This is a genomic window from Oligoflexus tunisiensis, assembly GCF_001748245.1.
In the GTDB taxonomy this organism is placed as follows: Bacteria; Bdellovibrionota_B; Oligoflexia; order Oligoflexales; family Oligoflexaceae; genus Oligoflexus; species Oligoflexus tunisiensis.
This window is the reverse complement of sequence record NZ_BDFO01000001.1, coordinates 2175194-2193900: the sequence shown is the minus strand read 5'-3', so window position 1 is coordinate 2193900 and position 18707 is coordinate 2175194. Positions and strand designations below refer to the sequence as shown.

The following is an 18707-nucleotide window of genomic DNA, read 5'->3' as shown; positions in this document are numbered from 1 at the left end:
TCCTGTACAGAAGTGAAGACGGTTCGGACGGAAAAAGCCAAATTTCTGGTTAAGAAAAATTTACCACAATAGGGTTGGTTCCCTGGAAAGCCGATAAGCTGGTTGCAGACAGGAACGCAAACGCTTGATGATCACGAAAAAACCGCTCAAGCTGGAGCTTAGGCTAAACCTGCAAGGTGCTACAATTCGTCTATCTGTGACGGCTGATGTCAAATCGTGGCCACACAAAGGGCCTGGCAAACCTTGAAATCTGAGATATTAATATCTTATGGTCGGAGGCCCACTGATGAATAAGACCGTGCATCTTCCAGTGAGCGATCGCGAGGTCCGCCCGTCCTGGCACCGTAGCCCCGGGTCGCCCTGTCAACAGTGGTGAGGAAGATGGTCATGTCGCCTGGTAAAAGTATTTGGATTTTGGAAGACGATCTGCAGATGCAGGCGATCTATGAGGATATGCTCGGCCGTAATTATCAGCTGACGCTGTTTTCCAGTCTTCAGGAGTTTCGGACCGGTCTGGAAACCATGACCGCGCCTGACATGATGATCCTTGATCTCATGTGTCCGGATGGAAATCTCCACACTGTGTTCGAAGATATAGCGCCGAAGCTTAAAAATACGCCGTTCCTCGTCGTCAGCGGACTGGACGAGCAGGATGCCATCCGCAACAGCTTCACGGTCGGCGCTCTGGATTTTATTTCCAAGCCCTTTAGCAAGGCGGAAATCCAGGTCAAGATCGATATTTTCCTGAACCGCATCACCCGGCAGGACGCCGACATTTCCTCAGTCAAGCTTGACCCCTTGAGCATGACGCTTTACACCCGGAACGAAAGATCCAGCGAGCTGACCGCCAAGGAATACCGCATCCTCAGTCTCTTTCTGCAGGCCCCCGAGCAGATCGTTCCGCGGCGGAATCTGGTGCTTACGCTGTGGAAGGACATCAATGTTTCAGAAAAAACCCTGGATGTTCACCTCAGCAACATTCGCCGGAAAATCGCCGCTCTCGGCTTGACGATCGTCTGCACCGAGGCAGGCTACGAATTGCAATCCAGTTCCCACCAGGCTTCCCCTCCCTAATTCTTTTTGAATCCCATCACGGCGGGTTGTATTCTGGAAAGAAGGCTTTCCGATTCACCACGAGGCCTCGGCCTGAGGATGGGAACATGAAGTCAGCGGAACCGACCAAAGTCCTGGCCATTGACGATGATACCGACATTGGGCACTACATCCAGGAGATCCTGGAACGCAACAACTGCGTCGTAACCCTGGCCGAACGCGGCCGCGAGGGTCTGCGCCTTCTGGCAACGGAACGCTTTGATATCGTCATGACGGATGTTCGGCTGCCCGACCTCGATGGGGTCAGCATCCTCGAACATGTGCGGCTCTCCAGTTCGGATATCCCCTTTGTGCTGATTACCGGCTTTTCCGAGAACGAACCCATCATCACCAGCATGCGGCTCGGGGCCGTCGACTATATCACCAAGCCTTTCACACCTTCAGATCTGGAAAAATCCCTGGGGCGGGCCCTGGACCGCAAGAAACGTCTCGACTGGAGTCGTCACCTTTATCAGATTTCGGAACATCAGGACCTGACCCTCCATGAAAAGGCCCAGCGCATTCTTCTTTTAACAGCGGACCTTCTGGTCATGGATCATGGTATATGCCTTGATCATTGCCAATCAGCAGGATCTGATCCTGGCCTCGCAGAATCTTTCCAACCTGGGCGCCATGACCCCCGGCATCGTCCATGAAATCGAAAACCAATTGAGTGTAATAGCCGATCGCACCGGCCTGGCGGAAAAGCTGCTGCAAACCGATGCCGCCGGCAGCGCGCCGCGCATCAAAGGGGCCCTGGAATCCATCGGTTCGGATGTGAAACGCATCGATCGCATCGTAAAAAGCGTCCGAACCATGAGTCAAAACCCTGAGGCCACACACACTCAGGAACTCTTGCAAATTCGGTCCGTACTCGACGAGGCGTTGGAACTGTTCCGCTGTCAAATTCAATCGCGTCCCGCGCGTCTCACGATCGCCGATATTTCCCCGCAGTATTATATCAAGGGCAACCCAACCCAGATTCTGCAGGTCTTTCTGATTCTGCTCAACAACAGTCTGGATGCGATCGAAGGCATGGCCACCGAATGGATCCAGGTCGATGCCGCGATCCAGCATCACACGCTTCAGATCACCATCACCGACAGTGGACGCGGGATTCCGGCCCATCCGCATGAAAGAAGCTTCGTCCCCTTCTATTCCACCAAAACCGCCAGCAAGGGCCTCGGCATGGGCCTGAGTCTGGCCCGTCGCCATATGGAATCGCATCACGGCAAGATCTGGATTGACCCGCAAAGTCCGAACACCCGTTTCATCCTTCAATTCACGCAGGTGCTGGATGCTGCGGGGAAGGCCGCCGGCCTTTAATAACGCCGGCCCCACTTGAACATGGCAATGCCCTTGCTCTCATGCGTTTCCTCATCCGTCTCCGCACCTGTTTCAAACGACCAGTTTTCGGTCAAACGTTTGCGCAGAGTCACGGACTGCCGCACGCCTCCCAGGTCCGAACCCAAGGTCAGCGAAAGACCCTGCGCCACGCGCACCCGGGCCCGGAACTGTCCGGTGTAAGGGTTGTAACCGACGCTATCAATCGGCGTCGAGGCCAGGTAGTACATCGACATGAGTCCGATGGCCCCGTCGACCATGGCCGCGCGGGTTTCATCCACGGACCGTAGATTCTCGTCATCCAGGGCCTCAGGATCGCCTCCATACAGCATGATCGACACCAGTTCGGTCGGGGAACGGGGCGGGACACTATCGAGTTCATAGAAGGGTCGATCCACGGTACCCGACAGTCTTAAATTGATTTTCACATCCGGATCCTGGAAGACCACGAGGCCATCCAGCAGCGGCTGCTCTTCATCCGGAGAGAGGATCACACGTATGTGATCCACAAAGGCCTTCTGCTTGAAAAATGTGACCCGATACTGATGAACGCCGATCGTTCCCTGAGGCTCAATTCTGTCCCCTTTCAAGGTCAAATCCATACTGATCGGCACCGGTATCGGCTGCAGGCTGGTGACCAGCGTCATCGGTCGGTCCGGAGGCGTGGTAATGTGCAGATCGAGGACAACCGGCAGAGCATCATCGGCTTTGGCGGCTTCCTTGGCCCGCTCCTCGGCGGTCATGATGCGTTGATCCGGAAAAAGCTGAGGCACCGATCCATTGAGCGCGAGACGTGGCAGTTCAAACGTTAACTTATTCAGACCAATGGCTAGGCGTATCACCGGTTTTTGATCGTCCTCCTTTTCAATCGTACCGCGCGCCTGAATAAACATGGACTGCGTGACCGACGACAGTTCCGTTCCGCAGTCCAAGGGCAGATCCATGATCGCCCCCATCTTGCGGATGCGCCCTTCGATATTGCAGTAGATGCGGCCATCCAGAGTATTGAACGGAGCCGGCACGGCAAAATCGGTTTCCTCCAGACGCTTGACCACCGGCTGGAAGCGATCGAAAGCCAGCTGCGAACTCACGTCGATGGTCGCCGTGATGTCGTCCACTCCCCCCATGACACGCCCGCTCAGCTCCACACTGGTTTGACCACGCAGGGTATAGAGCTGGCTCAAAAGCGGCTGCAGCGTGATCTTCAAGGGAGCTTTGAAAATCGGATTTTTATCCCAGCTGGCGATGCTGATCGGTCCCTGAATGCGGAAATCAAAATCCCGCGGCAGCATATCCTGGAAGGGTTTTTCCTCAGGTGCCGGCACGCGGGTCAAGCCCACCCGGCAATCCAGATTCGACTGCAAAAAAGGCTTTCCCTTCCGCCGCAGAATGCCCTCCAGTTCGCAGCCATTCAGCTCCACCTGCCGCAGGGCATCGACAGGCTGGTTGGCCTGGCCGCTGACCTTGATGGTGAAACGTTCCTGATTCAGTCTGCCGCTGGCTTTCAATTCCTGACGCTTGCCTTGAAAACGGGAGGTCAGGTCCAGTTTAACTTCGCCCCTGTCCTCCGCCTCCAGGCGTCCATCGCCTGCAAGCCGGGCCCAGCCGAGTTTCCCCAAATCCACACGGCCCTTGATCTGGGCCGCCAGAGGCAAAAGGGTGGAACCTTCCGGCAAATCCAGCTGCAGATCGAAATTGGCTTTCCGGGCCGGAATGCCCTTCACCCGATCCGCGCGCACGCTGATGCTCCACCTGTTCCCTTCCTGTCGCCGCAGATTCGCATAAAGCTGCGCTTCCATTTTAGGTTCACCTGGTCGCTGGATCACCAGGCTTTGAAAACCGAGGCGAATCGGTTCAAACCGCACCGCCTGCAGCCGATCCAGCCAGAGCTGATAATCAAAGGGCTTCTCCTCCTTCTTCGGATCCTCCTTCGCCAGCTTCAGGTTCAGACGCACGCCCGAGGCATCGATGGGTCCGATCCCTTTGATGCCGTAACGCTGCGGATGAAAGTTCAGACCGAGCTGCAGGTCCAGATCCGGAATATGCGTTTGCAAAAAATCGGGCATGGTCACATCCAGATTTTCACTGCGCACGACGAGTCGCCTCGCATACCAGTCCTCGTCACTGGTCCTGATCAGACGCGCGTCCAGGGTTTTGAACGTCACCAGAATATTCATGGGCTCCAGCACATGTCCCGCCACCCAGCGCAGGGTCGTTTCCGGGAAGGTGAATTCCTGGCGATTGAGAATGTAAAAGAGCCCACCCAACGCGAGCCCCACTAAAATCACAAGCGTCGTCACCAGACCAAGCAGAAATTTCAGAAAGCCTCGCAGGATTCCCATTAGAATTGCTCTCCTATGCTGGCATAAAATTGCAGAGCGGCCACGCCTTGATATTTTTCCCTCTCCTCGCCCGACACAAAACCATGACCCAGCATGAAGCGCAGCACACCAATCGGTGAGCCCCAACGCAGACCGACACCAGGCGACCAGAAAAGTGTGGGATCGAGGATCAAGGATCGCTGCCCCAGCTTGCCCCAGTCGGCAAAAATAAAGGGCTGCAGTTGATAGGGCAGACTATTGTTCAAGCGCAATTCACTGCCCAGATAGGCTTTGGTCAATGCCCCTGAACCTTCCGTCGGCAGGGCCTTGCGCCCGAAGCCGCGCATGTCCTCCGATCCCCCCAGGGCATACTTGAAGGACGGCGGCAAATCATCATAATTGGTGTCGCGGCCGGGTCGCGTCGTGGCGAAACTTCCGCGAATACCGAAGACCCAGATATTGGGCTCCAGATCCAAAAGATTCCAAAGCCTCGTAAAATCCGCGCTGTATGTGGTGGCGGAAACATTGGAGGCCGCCCCCTTGTCGCTCGTGCTGGCAAACAGATTGAATTTGTAACCGCTCTGGGGAGCCGCCTGATAGGTGAAATATTCATAAAGATGCGACTGCCCGGCGATCCCGAAATCGATCGTCAGAAGACGTGCATTGCGTGGTCCATCGCCTCGCAGGGTATTTTCAAAGAGCAGGGACGGACCCACATAGATATCCCCGCGTATGCCCAGGATATCTCCGGCATAGGCGGGAGCGAAGGAGGCTTTGATTGACCGCGCTTCATAGCGCTTTTCATATTCCCTTTGAATGCGCGCATAGGTTTTCAAATAATGATGCGAAGGCACCGGCAGATAATACCAGTCAAAGGTCGTGAGAATTTTCTGATTGGGATAGGAAAGCGTTGCCGAGACATCCAGCATCGAGGCGGTTTCCGACCAGCGGCTGTTCCGCCAGCCGGCTTTGATCAAAAACAGATTCTCGGAATCAAACCCGATCCCGAAACTCACCAGCCGCGGCTTGCCGGCCAGCGTGCGTTGCTCCACCACCCCGGGCTCACCCTTGCACACCGGGCTATACATGGTGTTCACGACAACTTCCGAGGCCTTCAGACGTTCCGCGGAAATATCGAGAAGGATCGAATCGTATTGATCGCCGGTATCAAAGGCGCGATAACGATCCAGCATGCCGCCGCGTACGCCCGGAATCGGATCGGACTGCACCTCGCGAATGGTCCAGAGATCACCGCGGTCGATCATAACGATGACTTCTCCCGTATCCGGATCACCACGGGTTTCCACGACGGCACAGGGATAGCCCAGCCGCCCCAGCTTGCTGCTCGCCCACTGTTCAATCGTATTCAGCTCGTCCGGAGTCAAAGGTCGTCCCTTCGGCAGCCAGAAATTTTCCACCTCAAGCTCAGGTATGGGCGGGTCCAGCCGCACCGATCGGATCAACGTCGGCACACCAGGTTTTACGTGGAGGGTGCTGCCGGTGATTTTGAATTCCGGATGATGATAGCCACGGGCTGCCAGAAAATTCCGCATATGAAACTCAGCCTGGCGCAACGGAATATATTCCCATGATCTCACCCCAGGGCTGCCGCACAGCAGCCGCCTTTCGGTGGCGGTGAAATTCAAATCAAAATCAAACTCCACCACGACCGAATCACAAAGTCGTGTCTCGGCGGCCCGATACCCTTCAACGTCCTGGGCCAGGCCTAAATCGGCACCTGCAAGAAAACTCATCACCAAAACTACCAGGCTGACTGCCATTCCCCTCATCGCGCCCTTCCCAATGTCTGTCCACCCTATCGTGGGACGCGAGCTTAGCCTCTCGGTCGCTTCCATCCAAGCCTCCATTTCGAAGCCCATTCTGCAAAAAGAGCGCCGATGGTTTCTGAGCCCCAGGCGGGGTTGAAGCGGGGAATGTGGGCATTAAGGAACAGAATGACGGTAACAGGGGGCCTACAACCGTCTCCTTTTCAGGAGACGGTAGGACGGAGCGGATCCAGGAGCGAAATTACTGGGGCAAAGCCTCGATCCAGTAGCTGCCGAGCGTTGCCTGTCCTTTCTGGCTTGGATGGAAGCAGTCAAATGCGAGTTCATCCGGAGCGATGGTCCAGTTGAGAACACCGCTGGCCAGGGAAACCTTGGCCCCCTTGGCCTTCTGAGCTTCAAACGCAGCCTGAATGCCTTGATTGATCCCATTCAGGCGCTCGGCGGCATCCGGCTCATACACGCGCGGGCAGGCCTGTTCACGGAATTTTCTGCAGCTGAGCTCTTCACCGGTAATCTGGCTGATCGCGGGGCCATAGGTAAAGTCGATGCCGGCGAGCTGATGCACCGGTGGCGCCGGGGAAATGATCAGCTGCGCATCCGGCGCCGACTGTTGGATGGCATCGATCTGCTCGTTGAACGCGCTGGAAATCTGCTCGACGGTCATATCCGAGCAGAAATCATTGCCACCGAGGGCCACCAGAATATAGTCCGGTTTCCGCTTGATCGTCTGGCTTTCCTCCTGGTTCCAACGCGCTAACATTTCGGGAATATCAACCGACTTCGCGCCAAATTTCGCGAAACTCACCACCCCGACCTCGGCCGGCGTCAGCCCAGCTTTTGCTGCGATGGCCTGGCGCAGACCATGGTCCGCTTCCGTGGTGGCCGCGGCGAGGGTTGGATTGGAAAGATTGGTTTGAAAGCCAATGGTATTGTACTCACCGGCCTTGATGTAGTTCGCAAGCTGCACGAGAAGGGCGTTGTCGATGTTCTTTCCGAGACTGGTATTGGCCAGCACACCGGTCGAGATACTGTCGCCATAGACCACCAGCAAAGGCTTGTCGGCTGTCACATTATGCAGGTAGATCTCCTCCTGGGGTTCCTGCGGCGGATCCTGGTCCGTGGTGTTCTGAGCCGGTGTGACTTCATTGTCCTTATCTTCATCATCCTGGTTACAGGCCGAAACGCCAGCAGCAGCCATCACAAGGCCGAGAGCACAACCGATGTGGACGAGTTTCATGTGATCTTTCCTCCCATAATTTTGAACTGATGCGGATGGTTTCCGCGTCTGAGGAAAAACACTGCAAAAGTCATGACAAATCCAAAGGGTTACCGTTTCCTGATGACTGGTCTGCCTTAGGGCCCTGGCCCTCCCTGCCGATAAGGATTCCATACCGATCCCCTTCAAGCAGGATACCCGCATGCATAAGTCCTGGTTTCTGTTTCCGGTTCTCCTGTTGTCGGCCCTGGCCTGTACCAAAAGCAAAAACGATTCCCCCGACAGCACGAAGCAACCTGTCACGGCGGAACAGACGCTTTCCAAACTCGTGGTCATCGCCGATCAATTGGAACCGGCCTTCGATCCGTATGTGAATGAATACAGTCTGGCTGGTGGTGAGACCTACAAGAATAAAATCAGTATCAATACAGCTCCGGTGAATCCGAACCTGCATGTTGTGATCAACGGTGTGCCGTTGCGTTCGGATTTCACGACCGATCCCATGCCACTGGTGGCCGGTGCGAATGTTTTCGCCATCGACCTCGTGGACAGCGCCGGGACCACAGTGAATACCTATAAATTGAATGTGCAGCGGATTCAGGAGCTGCCGGATGAAATCCTTGCGGATTTATCCACCTCCGATGGCCTGCTGACCCCTCCCTATTCTCCCTACATGACAAATTATGAGCTGGTGGTGAGTGCCAGCACCAGCGTGCTGACCGTTTCGCCTTTGCCGAACTATCCGGATGAATGTGAACTCGAAATCAATGGGCTGACCATTGAAAAGCAGAAGGGTGGTTATGATGTGACTGTCAATCCAGGAAGCACGACGGTCACCATCATTGTCAAAGGCAGGAGCGGGCGGAGCAAAACCTACACGATAACGGTCACCCGCCCCGCCGCTTAATTTATAAATCCCAGAGGAAGGCTTCCAAAGCCTCGCGATCGGCCCGCGAAAGCCCTTTGTAACGTTTCACGGAGTCAGCGGCCTGACCGCCGTGCCAGAGGATGGCTTCCGCCAGACTCCGGGCCCGACCATCATGCAGAAGTTCGATCGGGTTGCCATCGGACGCCCGCATCGTATCCGTATAAAGAATCTCGATTTTGCCCGGAGGAAATTGATCCTTTCGCACATCGACGGAATGCTTCACGTTTTTCAGACCCCAGAGTGGAGCGGTTCGCCACTTGCGAGCATCCGCTCCCCCGCTGCCGTCCGCCAGGCCTTCCCCCATGTCATGCACAAGAAGGTCCGTGAAGGGTTGAATGGTCTGTCCGGCCAATTCCTTGAACCGGGACGGCCCGGTTTTCAGAACCGGCACATGGCAAACGCCGCAGGCCAGAGTCTCGAAGATCCTGGCGCCGCGCAGCACTTTGGGATCCTGGGGCTGGACGCGTGGGGGAACACCAAGAAGGGAGACATAGTCTTCCATCCGATCGATGTCTTTTTCAGGAAGCTGCCCCTTGCCGGCTGTGCAGCCCGCTCCACAATCCAGTTTGGGTCGCGCCGCAGTTGTCACGCCCATATCAAAATTCAGAGCCGCGATGATCTGATCGCGCAGCGTCTTCTGCTGGCCTTTCCAGCCGAAGCGTCCGCGCCATTCGCCCTTCGAGACCGGCACAAGGGATTTTAACGTCGCCTCAGGCACGGCATTCAAAAGACCCATTCCGATAAGGGCCGGTGTTCGGCGAAGGGAGATCCCAAGGTTATCCGTCGCGTGACGGCTTTCCACGGCAAATTCAGGTTTCCGCAGCGTGATCACGGTTCCATCATCAAGCGTCACCGGTATCTCGGTATAGGACGTCAGCTTCAGCAGACCTTCCGCCTGCGGTCCCTGGGTTTGCAGCTGCTGCCCGAAAAGGGGATGCGGCTCGCCATTGCGTCGATCGAAGGTTTTCGCGAGCGTTGTATGCACAGCCTGACCGGGAGAGGGCAGCAGGCTGGTACCATTGTTCACATGGCAGCCATTGCAGGAATTCATGTTAAAGGCTCCTGCAGCATAACCTTCCCGCGCCACGCGCATCTCATCAAAGAAATTGATCAGCTTGTCATCATCGGGGTCTTTCACATGCTGCCCCGTGATCATGTCGGTGTGAAAGAAGGTGCGGCCATTCAGAAAATTCTGCGCCTGATCGCGGGTCAGGTTCTGAGCCTGCTGCTGCAGAGCCTTCCAGGGTTCCACCCGCACGGTGGGAATCGTGGTCCAGCCGCCGCTGAAACGCAGCACATCCGGTTCCTTGCGCGAATCTCCGAGCGTATCAATCAAAGGGCCGCCTGTCCCGATGCGAATGCGCAAAAACTCGGAATAGTAAGCGGACAAAGTATTTCCATTGAAAATCTTTTCCTTCTGCCAATCCGGATGCGACTCATCCATAAAAAAGCGATACTCGAAGATCAGAATATTGCCGGTCTTTAAAGCGTCCGCAAAACTCTGAAAGGCTTCGGGACCCACCGTGGTCACGAAACGGCGCTTGTCCGCGACGTGTTCCATGCGCTGGTTGATGGCAAATTTACTGCGGACGGTTTCTGAAGCTCCCGCCGGATCACCGGTATAGATCGCCGACAGGTCCGGGCCGCGCGTGGGTATGGCATCCTGAGGCCATTCCGTTTCCAGATGAAAGCGGAGCTTTTTCTCGCCGCGCGCGGTAAAATCCTCGACCTTGAAGAAGGCCAGGCGACCTTCCCAATAGAAGGGATTGTACTTGGAAAAATCCATATCATTTTCATGACGCCGCCGTACCCGTATCACACCTTCGGTGATGATCACGCCATCCTCAATGCGCGTGTTGGGTCGTGGGCCGATATCATCATAGGTTGCGAGTCGCGCCAGTTCAAATTTTGGCGGGTCCGTTTCGGTTTCCGTGGAACCTGGAACGGTCGTCGTGGACCCCGAATCCGGGTCCGTGGCCGTCGGCACCGTGGGCTCCGTGCCCGTCGTTCCCGGTTCATCGGGTCCCGATTTGCCCTGACAGGCCTGCATCAATTCCAGAAAGGAGATAAGAAGAATGAGTTTCCACATCAGAAGGTTTCCTCCGCGATCGGCTTCCACAATTTTTTCAGTTCCTGATATACGGGTCGAGGTTTGCGATCAATGGTCACGAGACCCCACCACTCCTCGTTGAAGACATTATCCGGATAAGGCCCGCTGCCAGGCGCACTTCCACCGGGATCCTGGCGATCGGCCGAACCCTGCTTATCCTTCCACCATTCATCATTCCATTCGAAAACAGCGCCACCGATGCTGACGTTGTCGGCGGATCGGGACGAAAGATGCTGCTCAATTTCCTGGGTCAATGCCACCACGGCCTTGGACTGCGAGGCCTCATCGACGACGGTGCGATTCATCGCATCCGCTCCATACTCACCCAGATACATCGGTTTGTCCGTCAGGGTTCGCCAGGTCTGGAAGCGTGTGCCAAAACTGAGGCCGCTGTAAATGTTCAAACCCCAGATATCGATGCCACTCAGTTCCTCGATCAGCTCCCGGCTCGGCAGCTCACCATGGACTGTGGCGATCGGCAGACGCTGATCCACGCCGCGGATCGTGCTGATGACCTTTTTCACCAGCGACTTCGCCGCGTCCATGCCCAGCGGTGTGCTGGTGCCCACGCTATAGAACTGGTTGTAATTCCATTCATTCCCGATTTCCCAAAGCAGCGTGCCGGGATGATTTTTAAGTTTTTGGACGCGGGAAATGACTTCCACCATGTCTGTCGCAAAATAGTGAAAGACAGGCACGATCATGTGCAGCTGGTGCTTCTGCACGAGGGCCAGCACGCGGTCATCAAGGATGGGTTCATAGGTTCGAATCGTGTTCACGCCCAGGGCCTTCATCATCTGGAAATCCTGCTCGATCTGCAGAAGATCCGCGGCGCTGGGATTCCGGAAGATTAGGCCCTCGGGATGCTGTCCCCCCGGGCGAACCGGGTTCCAGCAAACCGCCCGCATGGTCATGGGGCGGCCGTTCACCAGCAGCTGGCGCCCCTGCAGGCGCAGGCTTTCCTGGTCGACGACAGGGATCACTTCAACATCGGAGCGCCCTCCGGTCTCAGGGTCCGGTTGGGGCTCGGTAACGCCCAGTGGGGGCTCGGGTTCAGGTGCGGAGCCGGATGGCGATCGCTTGGACACATGATCAGAGCCATGACACGACCAGAGAAACAACGCAGCAATTACAGCCAGAATATGCATAAGTACAGTCGCTCCAGGTTGAGGTCGCTGGAAAAAGCGACCCTACAGCAGACCTTGTGCCAGAATTCGAAACCCAGGTTTGATCCGGGTTTTCGTTCCTCGCCGCGGCGGAGGGGATTTAAGTCTGTGGGGATGCAGCGACAGAAAGGGAAGACAACTTGCGGCCGACACCCTCCTTATCCGTTTGAGTGACACCGCTCCATTAATGGCATGGACCCCGGGCGCTAGCTCACTACGCCTTATTCGAAACCACTGAGGGAATTTATCCCGTAAAAATTTACGGAATTTGAGCCTGGTCTTTATTTCATGAGGGCTGTCACAAAAATACCAGTATCTTCCAACGGATATCAAGCATGCAAACTGTGCTATGCGCCGGGCCAGCTCGTCCTGGACCCGGGTTCATGCGATTCCGGCTTCAGCTCCGTTTCACAGGCTGCCAGCTCACACCTTTTCACTGGATTTTTTCCTTTCAAATCTTCTTAATAGGTTCCTATTAAGCATAAGCTTGCAGAACAGCCGCCCCTGTTAGCAGCTTTTCTTTGATTAAAAAAAGGAACGAGGCCTTGAATCGGAAACAACTCTCACGACATGCCAGAATCGGGATCATAAATCGTGGTGAAGCCGCCGTTCGCTTCATCCGGGCAGCGAAGGAATTCAACACGCTGTATGGGACTCAATTTGAAACCGTCGCCTTTTATCTGGATACAGAGAACGACGCCCTCTTTGTCAAGGAAGCCGATCACGCTTTTGCTCTGTCCTCCTTTCCCGGTTTCGGGGACTTGACGGGCAGCGCTTATCTCAATTGCCCTTTCCTTTTGAATGCCCTGCAGCAAACGGCATGCAGTGGCGTCTGGGTGGGCTGGGGCTTCGTGGCCGAGAACGCTGACTTTGCCGCCTTGCTCGAACAGAACGATCTCGTTCTGATTGGTCCCACGGCGGAAGCCATGGATCGTCTCGGTGATAAAATCAAAGCCAAGGAAATTGCCGATCAGTCGAAGGTGCCCACCTGCCCATGGAGCGGCGCGCCTTTGGAAAATCTGGAACATGCCCAGCAGGTGGCCGAGCGCATCGGCTATCCGGTGATTTTGAAATCCGCGAACGGCGGTGGGGGCCGCGGGATTCGCAAGGTCTTTACCCCCGAGGAGCTGCCGCAGCAGTTCCGTTCCGTGTCGGATGAAATTTTCCGCTTCTTCGGCAACCGGGTGATCTTCATGGAAGCCCTGGTCGTTCGCGGCCGTCACCTGGAAGTGCAGTGTCTCGCGGATTATCACGGCAACGTGCATACCTTCGGGGTGCGGGACTGTTCCGTGCAACGCAACAACCAAAAAATTATCGAGGAAACCCCGCCTGCGCACCTGAATCCCGAGCGCATGAAGGAAGTTGAGGCCTCGGCCGCCCGTCTTCTGAAAGCCGCCGGATATCATGGGGCGGGCACGGTCGAGTATCTCTACGACATCGACCGCGAGGAAGCCTTCTTCATGGAAGTGAACACCCGCCTGCAGGTGGAGCATCCCATTACCGAGGAGCTCTTCCAGGTCGACCTTGTGCATCTTCAGCTGCGCACGGCCCTTGGTGAGGTGCTCGACAACGTTCCCAAAAACCCACGCGGTCATGTGATCGAAGTGCGTTTGAACGCGGAAGATCCCGATCAGAAATTTGCGCCCACCCCGGGCCGCATTCGGCGCTTTCTGCCGCCGACCCTGCCGGGCATCCGGATCGATTCGGGCTTTGAGTGGGGCAGCCGCATTCCGCGTGAATTCGATTCGATGATTGCCAAGATCATCGCCTACGGCCCGAACCGTGCGGCAACCATGGCTCGTCTGAATCGCGCCCTTTCTGAACTGCAAATTGAAATTGAAAACGGCACGACCAACCAGGGTTTCCTGCTCGAACTGCTCGCCAATCCCAAAATCAGGGAAGGCGGCGTGCAGACCGACTTCGTCGAAGGCTTCCTCGGCAGCCCGGAACGCAAGGCCGGCAAAAACCAGTGGGACATCGCGCTGCTCGGCGCTGTGATTTATCAGTACGAGCAGGAATATCGGCATGAGTTTGAAAACTTCACCGAAAAAGTCCGCCGCTACAGCTCGCCCCGTCAGATGCCTGACCTCGGCATGGAACTGTCCCTGAGCCTTCGCGGCCACAAGTATCAGATCCACGTGAAAGCCGTGGGTGAACCCTTCTATCACATCAGCATCGACGGCAAGTCCGTTGAAGTGGAATATGTGAACTGGGGTCATGAGATCGTTCTGAAAGCCGGTGGTCGCAAATATAAGATGCAGATTGTTCCGCGTACGAACGCTCTGCAGTGCGAAGTCGAAGGCTTCCCCTATATGCTGCCCTTCGATACCGGTGGCAAGATCGCAGCGCCTTCGCCCAGCGTGGTGCTGACGGTCGATGTCCAGGAAGGCCAGAAGGTGAAGAAGGGTGATCTGCTCCTCACCCTCGAAGCTATGAAAATGGAAATGGCGGTCACGGCCCCCGAGGACGGCATCGTGTGTGGGGTCAACGTCAAGGCCGGTGAGCAGGTGGCCGCGGGTCAGGCTCTGGTCGATCTGGAAACGGAGAGCAATCGCCAGAGCAAGGACAACGCCGAGAAGGAAACCGCCAGCATCATCGACTATACACGCCTGGCCGTCCCGAACCAGCCAGCCACACCGGAAGAGCTGAAGGAAACCTGGACGCATCTGTCCCGGGATTATTCGGCCATCTTCATCGGCTACGATTACACCAAGCCCGTGGGCAAGGCGCTGCAGCGCATTGAAACCTTCCTGACGGATCATCCGGAATTCAAGCCGGCTTTTGCGGATCTGCTGATGAACTCCTTGCGGACCTTCATCACCGTGCAGAAGCTTTTCCAGAATGATCACAGCGACAGTGATGGTTCCCGCACGACGGACGTTTATGAATGTCTGATGCATTACCTCATGCGACGTGAGGATCGGGAAAAGGGTCTGCCCGGTACGTTCCTGAAGCGCCTGGAGCAGGCGATTCGCATTTATTCCTGGGCTGAACCCAAGGATTATGCCGCCACAACCCGCGCCCTCTTCCATCTCTACAAAGCCCAGGCCAACAGCCGGCAGACGATGGACCTGATGCGTCAGAGCCTTTTGACCTTGCAAAAACTCTACAGCGACGCCCGCGAGTTTACCGATGTCGGCGCCTTCTCCGACCTGCTCGGGGATCTCATCAACGTCGGTCGCACCAGCAACTCGCTGGTCGATGCCGCGGTTTATATTCGCTATGAACTGGTGGATCGCCTCTTCCAGGAGCAGATGCAGGCCCGCCGCAAGCAGCAGCTGGTCGAAGTTCTGGAGCCGGTGCTCGAAGGCCACAACAAGGATCCCAAACTCCTGGCCGACATCATCGAGTCCGGTCATCAGATCGTGAGCTATCTTGTGTCGATTTACGACCGTCGTTCGCCGCGGGCCAAAACCATTTTGGAACTGCTCACCCGGCGGATGAACCGCGATCGCATCTTCGATCGTGGTCAGCTGCTGGAACACAAGGGCCAGCTCCTTTATCAGGTGCAAAGCCATAAGCAGGGCCAGAACATCCAGAGTGTGGTGACCATACTGGAAGAGGATGATTTCTTTGGTTCGCTCGACTGGCTGAAAACCGTTTTGAAGCGCGAACCCGGTGAATACCTGGAGTGTCTGATTTTCGTGCGGCGCAGCTCGGGACAGCCGGAGCTGGTTTACAGCAATCACCTGGCGAAATTCCCGCTGCCCGTGGAACTCTGCAGCCTGGGTCTTGTGCGTGAAAGCGATTACGCCTATCGCTCCTTCCATTACGCCAACAACGAATGGTCCGAGGATATCCGCCGTCGCGCCTTCAGTCCGCTGCGCTTCCGTGAATTGCGCCTGGACCGTCTGGTGAACTTCGATCTTGAGCTGCTCTATAACAGCCGCTACGTGCATGTGATGAAGCTCGAGGCCAAGGAGAACGCCAAGGATCAGCGCCTCTTCGCCTTTATCGAAGTCCCCGAGACCAAGATCGATCTGAACGAAGAGCAGGTGATCGAGCGCATCAGCCAGTTCGAATACGGTGTGCTGGAAGCTGTGAAGGTGATCCGCGAGCAGCAGGCCCGCACCAAGCGCAGTTACTACTGGAACCGGATCGTGGTGCACATCGGCCACACGCATCCTCTGCGCCTCGACCAGATCGGCGAATATCCCAAGCGGATCGCCGGCCTCGTGGAAGGCGTGGGTCTGGAAAAAATGGTCATCTACACCAAGGTCCTCACCCGCCAGAACCGGGCGATCGAAACCGAAGTGCTGGTGGAAAACTTCGCCACGCAGTACAGCGTGCGCGGTCGTCTGCCATCCCGGGAAGCCCTGAAACCCCTCGATCCTTATGCGAGCAAGGTCGTCAACGCTCTGCGTCTGCAGAGTCCTTATCCGTATGAAGTGATCAGCATGCTGACCAATCCGTCCCGCACGGAATTCCCTCAGGGTTCGTTCCTGGAATATGACATCCAGTTCGACGCCAGCGGGCAGCAGCATACGGTGGCCGTGGAAGGCCGCGCGCCGGGTCAGAACCACAGTAAAATAGTCTTCGGTCGCATTCAAAACCGCGATCCCGATGGCACTCTGTATGAACGCATCATCATCCTTGGTGACCCAACCCGCGATCTGGGCTCGCTCGCGGAGGATGAATGCCGCCGCGTGATTGCTGCGATTGATATGGCCGAAGCGGAACTTCTGCCGGTGGAATGGGTGCCGGTTTCCTCTGGTGCTGCGATCGATATGAACACCGGAACAGAAAACCTCGACTGGACCGCACGCGTGTTGCGGCGCATCATCGAGTTCACGCAACAGGGCGGTGAGATCAACATCATCGTCGCCGGTATCAACGTGGGAGCCCAGTCCTACTGGAACGCTGAGGCAACCATGCTCATGCATACCAAAGGTATCCTGATCATGACCGAGACGGGTTCCATGGTGCTCACCGGGAAAAAGGCTCTCGACTTTTCGGGCAGTGTGTCGGCCGAGGACAACATCGGCATCGGCGGGGTGGAGCGCATCATGGCTCCCAACGGTCAGGCGCAGTTCCGCGTCAAGGACCTCGCGGAAGCCTATCGTCTCCTCTTCCGCCACTATCGAATTACCATGGTCTCGAAACAAAGACCTTACGGGACGCGTCTGCCGACCAAGGATCCTGCCGATCGTAATGTCTGCACGTTCCCTTACCAGGACAATCTCGGTCAGAACTTCAAAACAGTTGGCGATATCCTTGGCCCGACGAATGCGGAGCGCAAAAAGCCCTTCGATATGCGGCAGGTGATGCTGGCCGTCCGTGACCAGGATGCCGACTGTCTGGAACGCTGGCAGACCATGCGCGATGCGGAAACCGCCATCATCTGGGAAACCCAGGTGTGCGGCTATCCGGTCGGCATGATCGGAATTGAAAGCCGTCCGGTGAAACGCTTCGGCGACTTCCCGAACGATGGACCGGATATGTGGACCGGCGGAACCCTGTTCCCTCTGTCCTCGAAAAAGGTCGCGCGTGCCATCAATGCCTTCAGCGAGCAGCTGCCGGTCGTGATCCTCGCCAACCTTTCCGGCTTCGATGGTTCACCCGAATCCCTGCGGCGTCTGCAGCTGGAATACGGGGCTGAGATCGGTCGTGCCGTGGTGAATTTCAAGGGTCCTTTGATCTTTATCGTGGTCGCCCGTTATCACGGGGGAGCCTATGTGGTGTTCTCAAAAACCTTGAATCCCAGCATGCGTGTCGCCGCTCTGGAGGCCACCTATGCCTCGGTGATCGGGGGTGCTCCGGCTGCGGCCGTGGTCTTCCCACGTCAGGTTCTGAAGAACACCTTCGCGGATCCTCAGATCGTCGAAGCGCAGGCGCGCCTGAAAAAGGATGAGCTGACCAAGACCCAGTATGATGACATCTATCAGACGGTGCATCTGGAGCATCAGGCCAAGGTCGCCCTGGAATTTGAAAAGATTCACACGGTCGAGCGTGCTCTGAAGGTGGGCTCCATTGATGACATTCTGCAGGCTTCACAGCTGCGGCCTTACATCAAGCAGCAGCTTGAGGATGGCATCAAATCCTACCTGTCCCAGTCCCGCAATTGATTTCATGGGTTAAAGCCCGGTGGTTCCAGGTCGTCCGGCCTGGAACCCTCCTCCAAGCCCCCAATTTTATTTGTGAAACCAGCCCTCAAGTTTCTCTCTAAAGTTCCGATCCGTCCTACGATGCAAATCATCATCGTCGGAAAGCAGGGATTGCCTATGGCACAGAAAAAGACTATTAATTTCAACAACCTGCGGTTTGAGATCGCCGAAGAGGCCGACGTCGTGGATTACACGGTGGTCGGGGACATCGACGAAAATTTCAGGCATAAGGACGTTCCACGCATCAGATGCCAGAGCATCCGGATCCATCTCAAGGATGTGGGCAATTTCAATTCCTGTGGTATTCGGGAATGGATTCAGCTGATCAGCGACCTGTCGAAGGGCGGTGCACTTTCCTTTTATGAGTGCAGCGTCTCGTCCATTGATCAGATCAATATGGTCCCGAACTCGCTCGGTGGGGGTGTGGTGGAATCCTTCTTCGCGCCCTACTACTGTCAGTGCGGGCAGGAGCAGATCAAGCTCATCAACGTGCGCGAGCACCTGAGCACGCTGAAACAATTGATTGCACCGACCTTCAAATGCGACTGCGGTCGCACTCTGGAGTTCGATGCCTTGGAAGAAAGTTACTTTCAGTTCATCGTCGCACTGCCACGAGCGGGATAGCAAGGCAGACAAGGA

The 18707-nt window shown here is 56.2% G+C and carries 11 protein-coding genes; 6 read left to right on the top strand and 5 right to left on the bottom strand.

Annotated features, from left to right (window positions below; all coding sequences use genetic code 11):
* Positions 1 to 387 precede the first annotated feature (387 nt).
* The 3 genes from OLTU_RS09520 (at position 388) to OLTU_RS09510 (ending at position 2418) form a co-directional block, all read left to right on the top strand.
* The gene (locus tag OLTU_RS09520; protein ID WP_176736476.1) at positions 388 to 1074 is read left to right on the top strand and encodes a response regulator transcription factor; all 687 of its coding nucleotides are present in this window, start codon (positions 388 to 390) and stop codon (positions 1072 to 1074) included.
* An 86-nt stretch (positions 1075 to 1160) separates the two neighbouring features.
* Positions 1161 to 1748: a response regulator gene (locus OLTU_RS09515; RefSeq protein ID WP_141732526.1), complete on the top strand. Its 588-nt coding sequence runs from the start codon at positions 1161 to 1163 to the stop codon at positions 1746 to 1748.
* Positions 1651 to 2418 carry a sensor histidine kinase gene (locus OLTU_RS09510; RefSeq protein ID WP_141732525.1) on the top strand — a complete coding sequence of 256 codons (768 nt, stop codon included), beginning with the start codon at positions 1651 to 1653 and terminating at the stop codon, positions 2416 to 2418. Before OLTU_RS09515 ends, OLTU_RS09510 begins: the two co-directional genes overlap by 98 nt.
* On the opposite strand, the gene OLTU_RS09505 is transcribed toward OLTU_RS09510, so the two are convergent.
* The 3 genes from OLTU_RS09505 to OLTU_RS09495 all read right to left on the bottom strand — a co-directional run bounded on the left by OLTU_RS09505 (position 2415) and on the right by OLTU_RS09495 (position 7781).
* A complete protein-coding gene (locus OLTU_RS09505) occupies positions 2415 to 4778 on the bottom strand; it encodes a translocation/assembly module TamB domain-containing protein (protein WP_141732524.1) in 2364 nt (787 codons plus the stop codon). The genes OLTU_RS09510 and OLTU_RS09505 overlap by 4 nt on opposite strands.
* Positions 4778 to 6511, bottom strand: a complete 1734-nt coding sequence (locus OLTU_RS09500; protein WP_176736474.1) for a BamA/TamA family outer membrane protein — start codon at positions 6509 to 6511, stop codon at positions 4778 to 4780. The genes OLTU_RS09505 and OLTU_RS09500 overlap by 1 nt, the downstream gene beginning before the upstream one ends.
* 274 nt (positions 6512 to 6785) lie before the next feature.
* Positions 6786 to 7781, bottom strand: coding sequence for an SGNH/GDSL hydrolase family protein (locus OLTU_RS09495; RefSeq protein ID WP_176736473.1), 996 nt, complete (start codon positions 7779 to 7781; stop codon positions 6786 to 6788).
* A gap of 181 nt (positions 7782 to 7962) precedes the next feature.
* Here OLTU_RS09495 and OLTU_RS09490 point away from each other — a divergent pair, with 181 nt between their 5' ends.
* Positions 7963 to 8667, top strand: a complete 705-nt coding sequence (locus OLTU_RS09490) for a cadherin-like beta sandwich domain-containing protein (RefSeq protein ID WP_141732521.1) — start codon at positions 7963 to 7965, stop codon at positions 8665 to 8667.
* Between the two features lies 1 nt (position 8668).
* Here the strand turns inward: OLTU_RS09490 and OLTU_RS09485 are convergent, their stop codons facing one another.
* On the bottom strand, positions 8669 to 10807 hold the full coding sequence (locus tag OLTU_RS09485; protein WP_218109945.1) for a di-heme oxidoredictase family protein: 2139 nt from the start codon (positions 10805 to 10807) through the stop codon (positions 8669 to 8671).
* Complete coding sequence (locus OLTU_RS09480; protein ID WP_218109944.1) at positions 10777 to 11886, bottom strand: glycoside hydrolase family 2 TIM barrel-domain containing protein; 1110 nt, start codon at positions 11884 to 11886, stop codon at positions 10777 to 10779. The genes OLTU_RS09485 and OLTU_RS09480 overlap by 31 nt, the downstream gene beginning before the upstream one ends.
* Positions 11887 to 12509: 623 nt before the next feature.
* Between OLTU_RS09480 and OLTU_RS09475 the strand changes: the two genes are divergently transcribed.
* Together OLTU_RS09475 and OLTU_RS09470 are read left to right on the top strand one after the other, a co-directional pair.
* Positions 12510 to 18029, top strand: coding sequence for an ATP-binding protein (locus OLTU_RS09475; RefSeq protein WP_176736472.1), 5520 nt, complete (start codon positions 12510 to 12512; stop codon positions 18027 to 18029).
* 156 nt (positions 18030 to 18185) lie between these two features.
* Positions 18186 to 18692, top strand: a complete 507-nt coding sequence (locus OLTU_RS09470) for a hypothetical protein (RefSeq protein ID WP_141732517.1) — start codon at positions 18186 to 18188, stop codon at positions 18690 to 18692.
* Positions 18693 to 18707 lie beyond the last annotated feature (15 nt).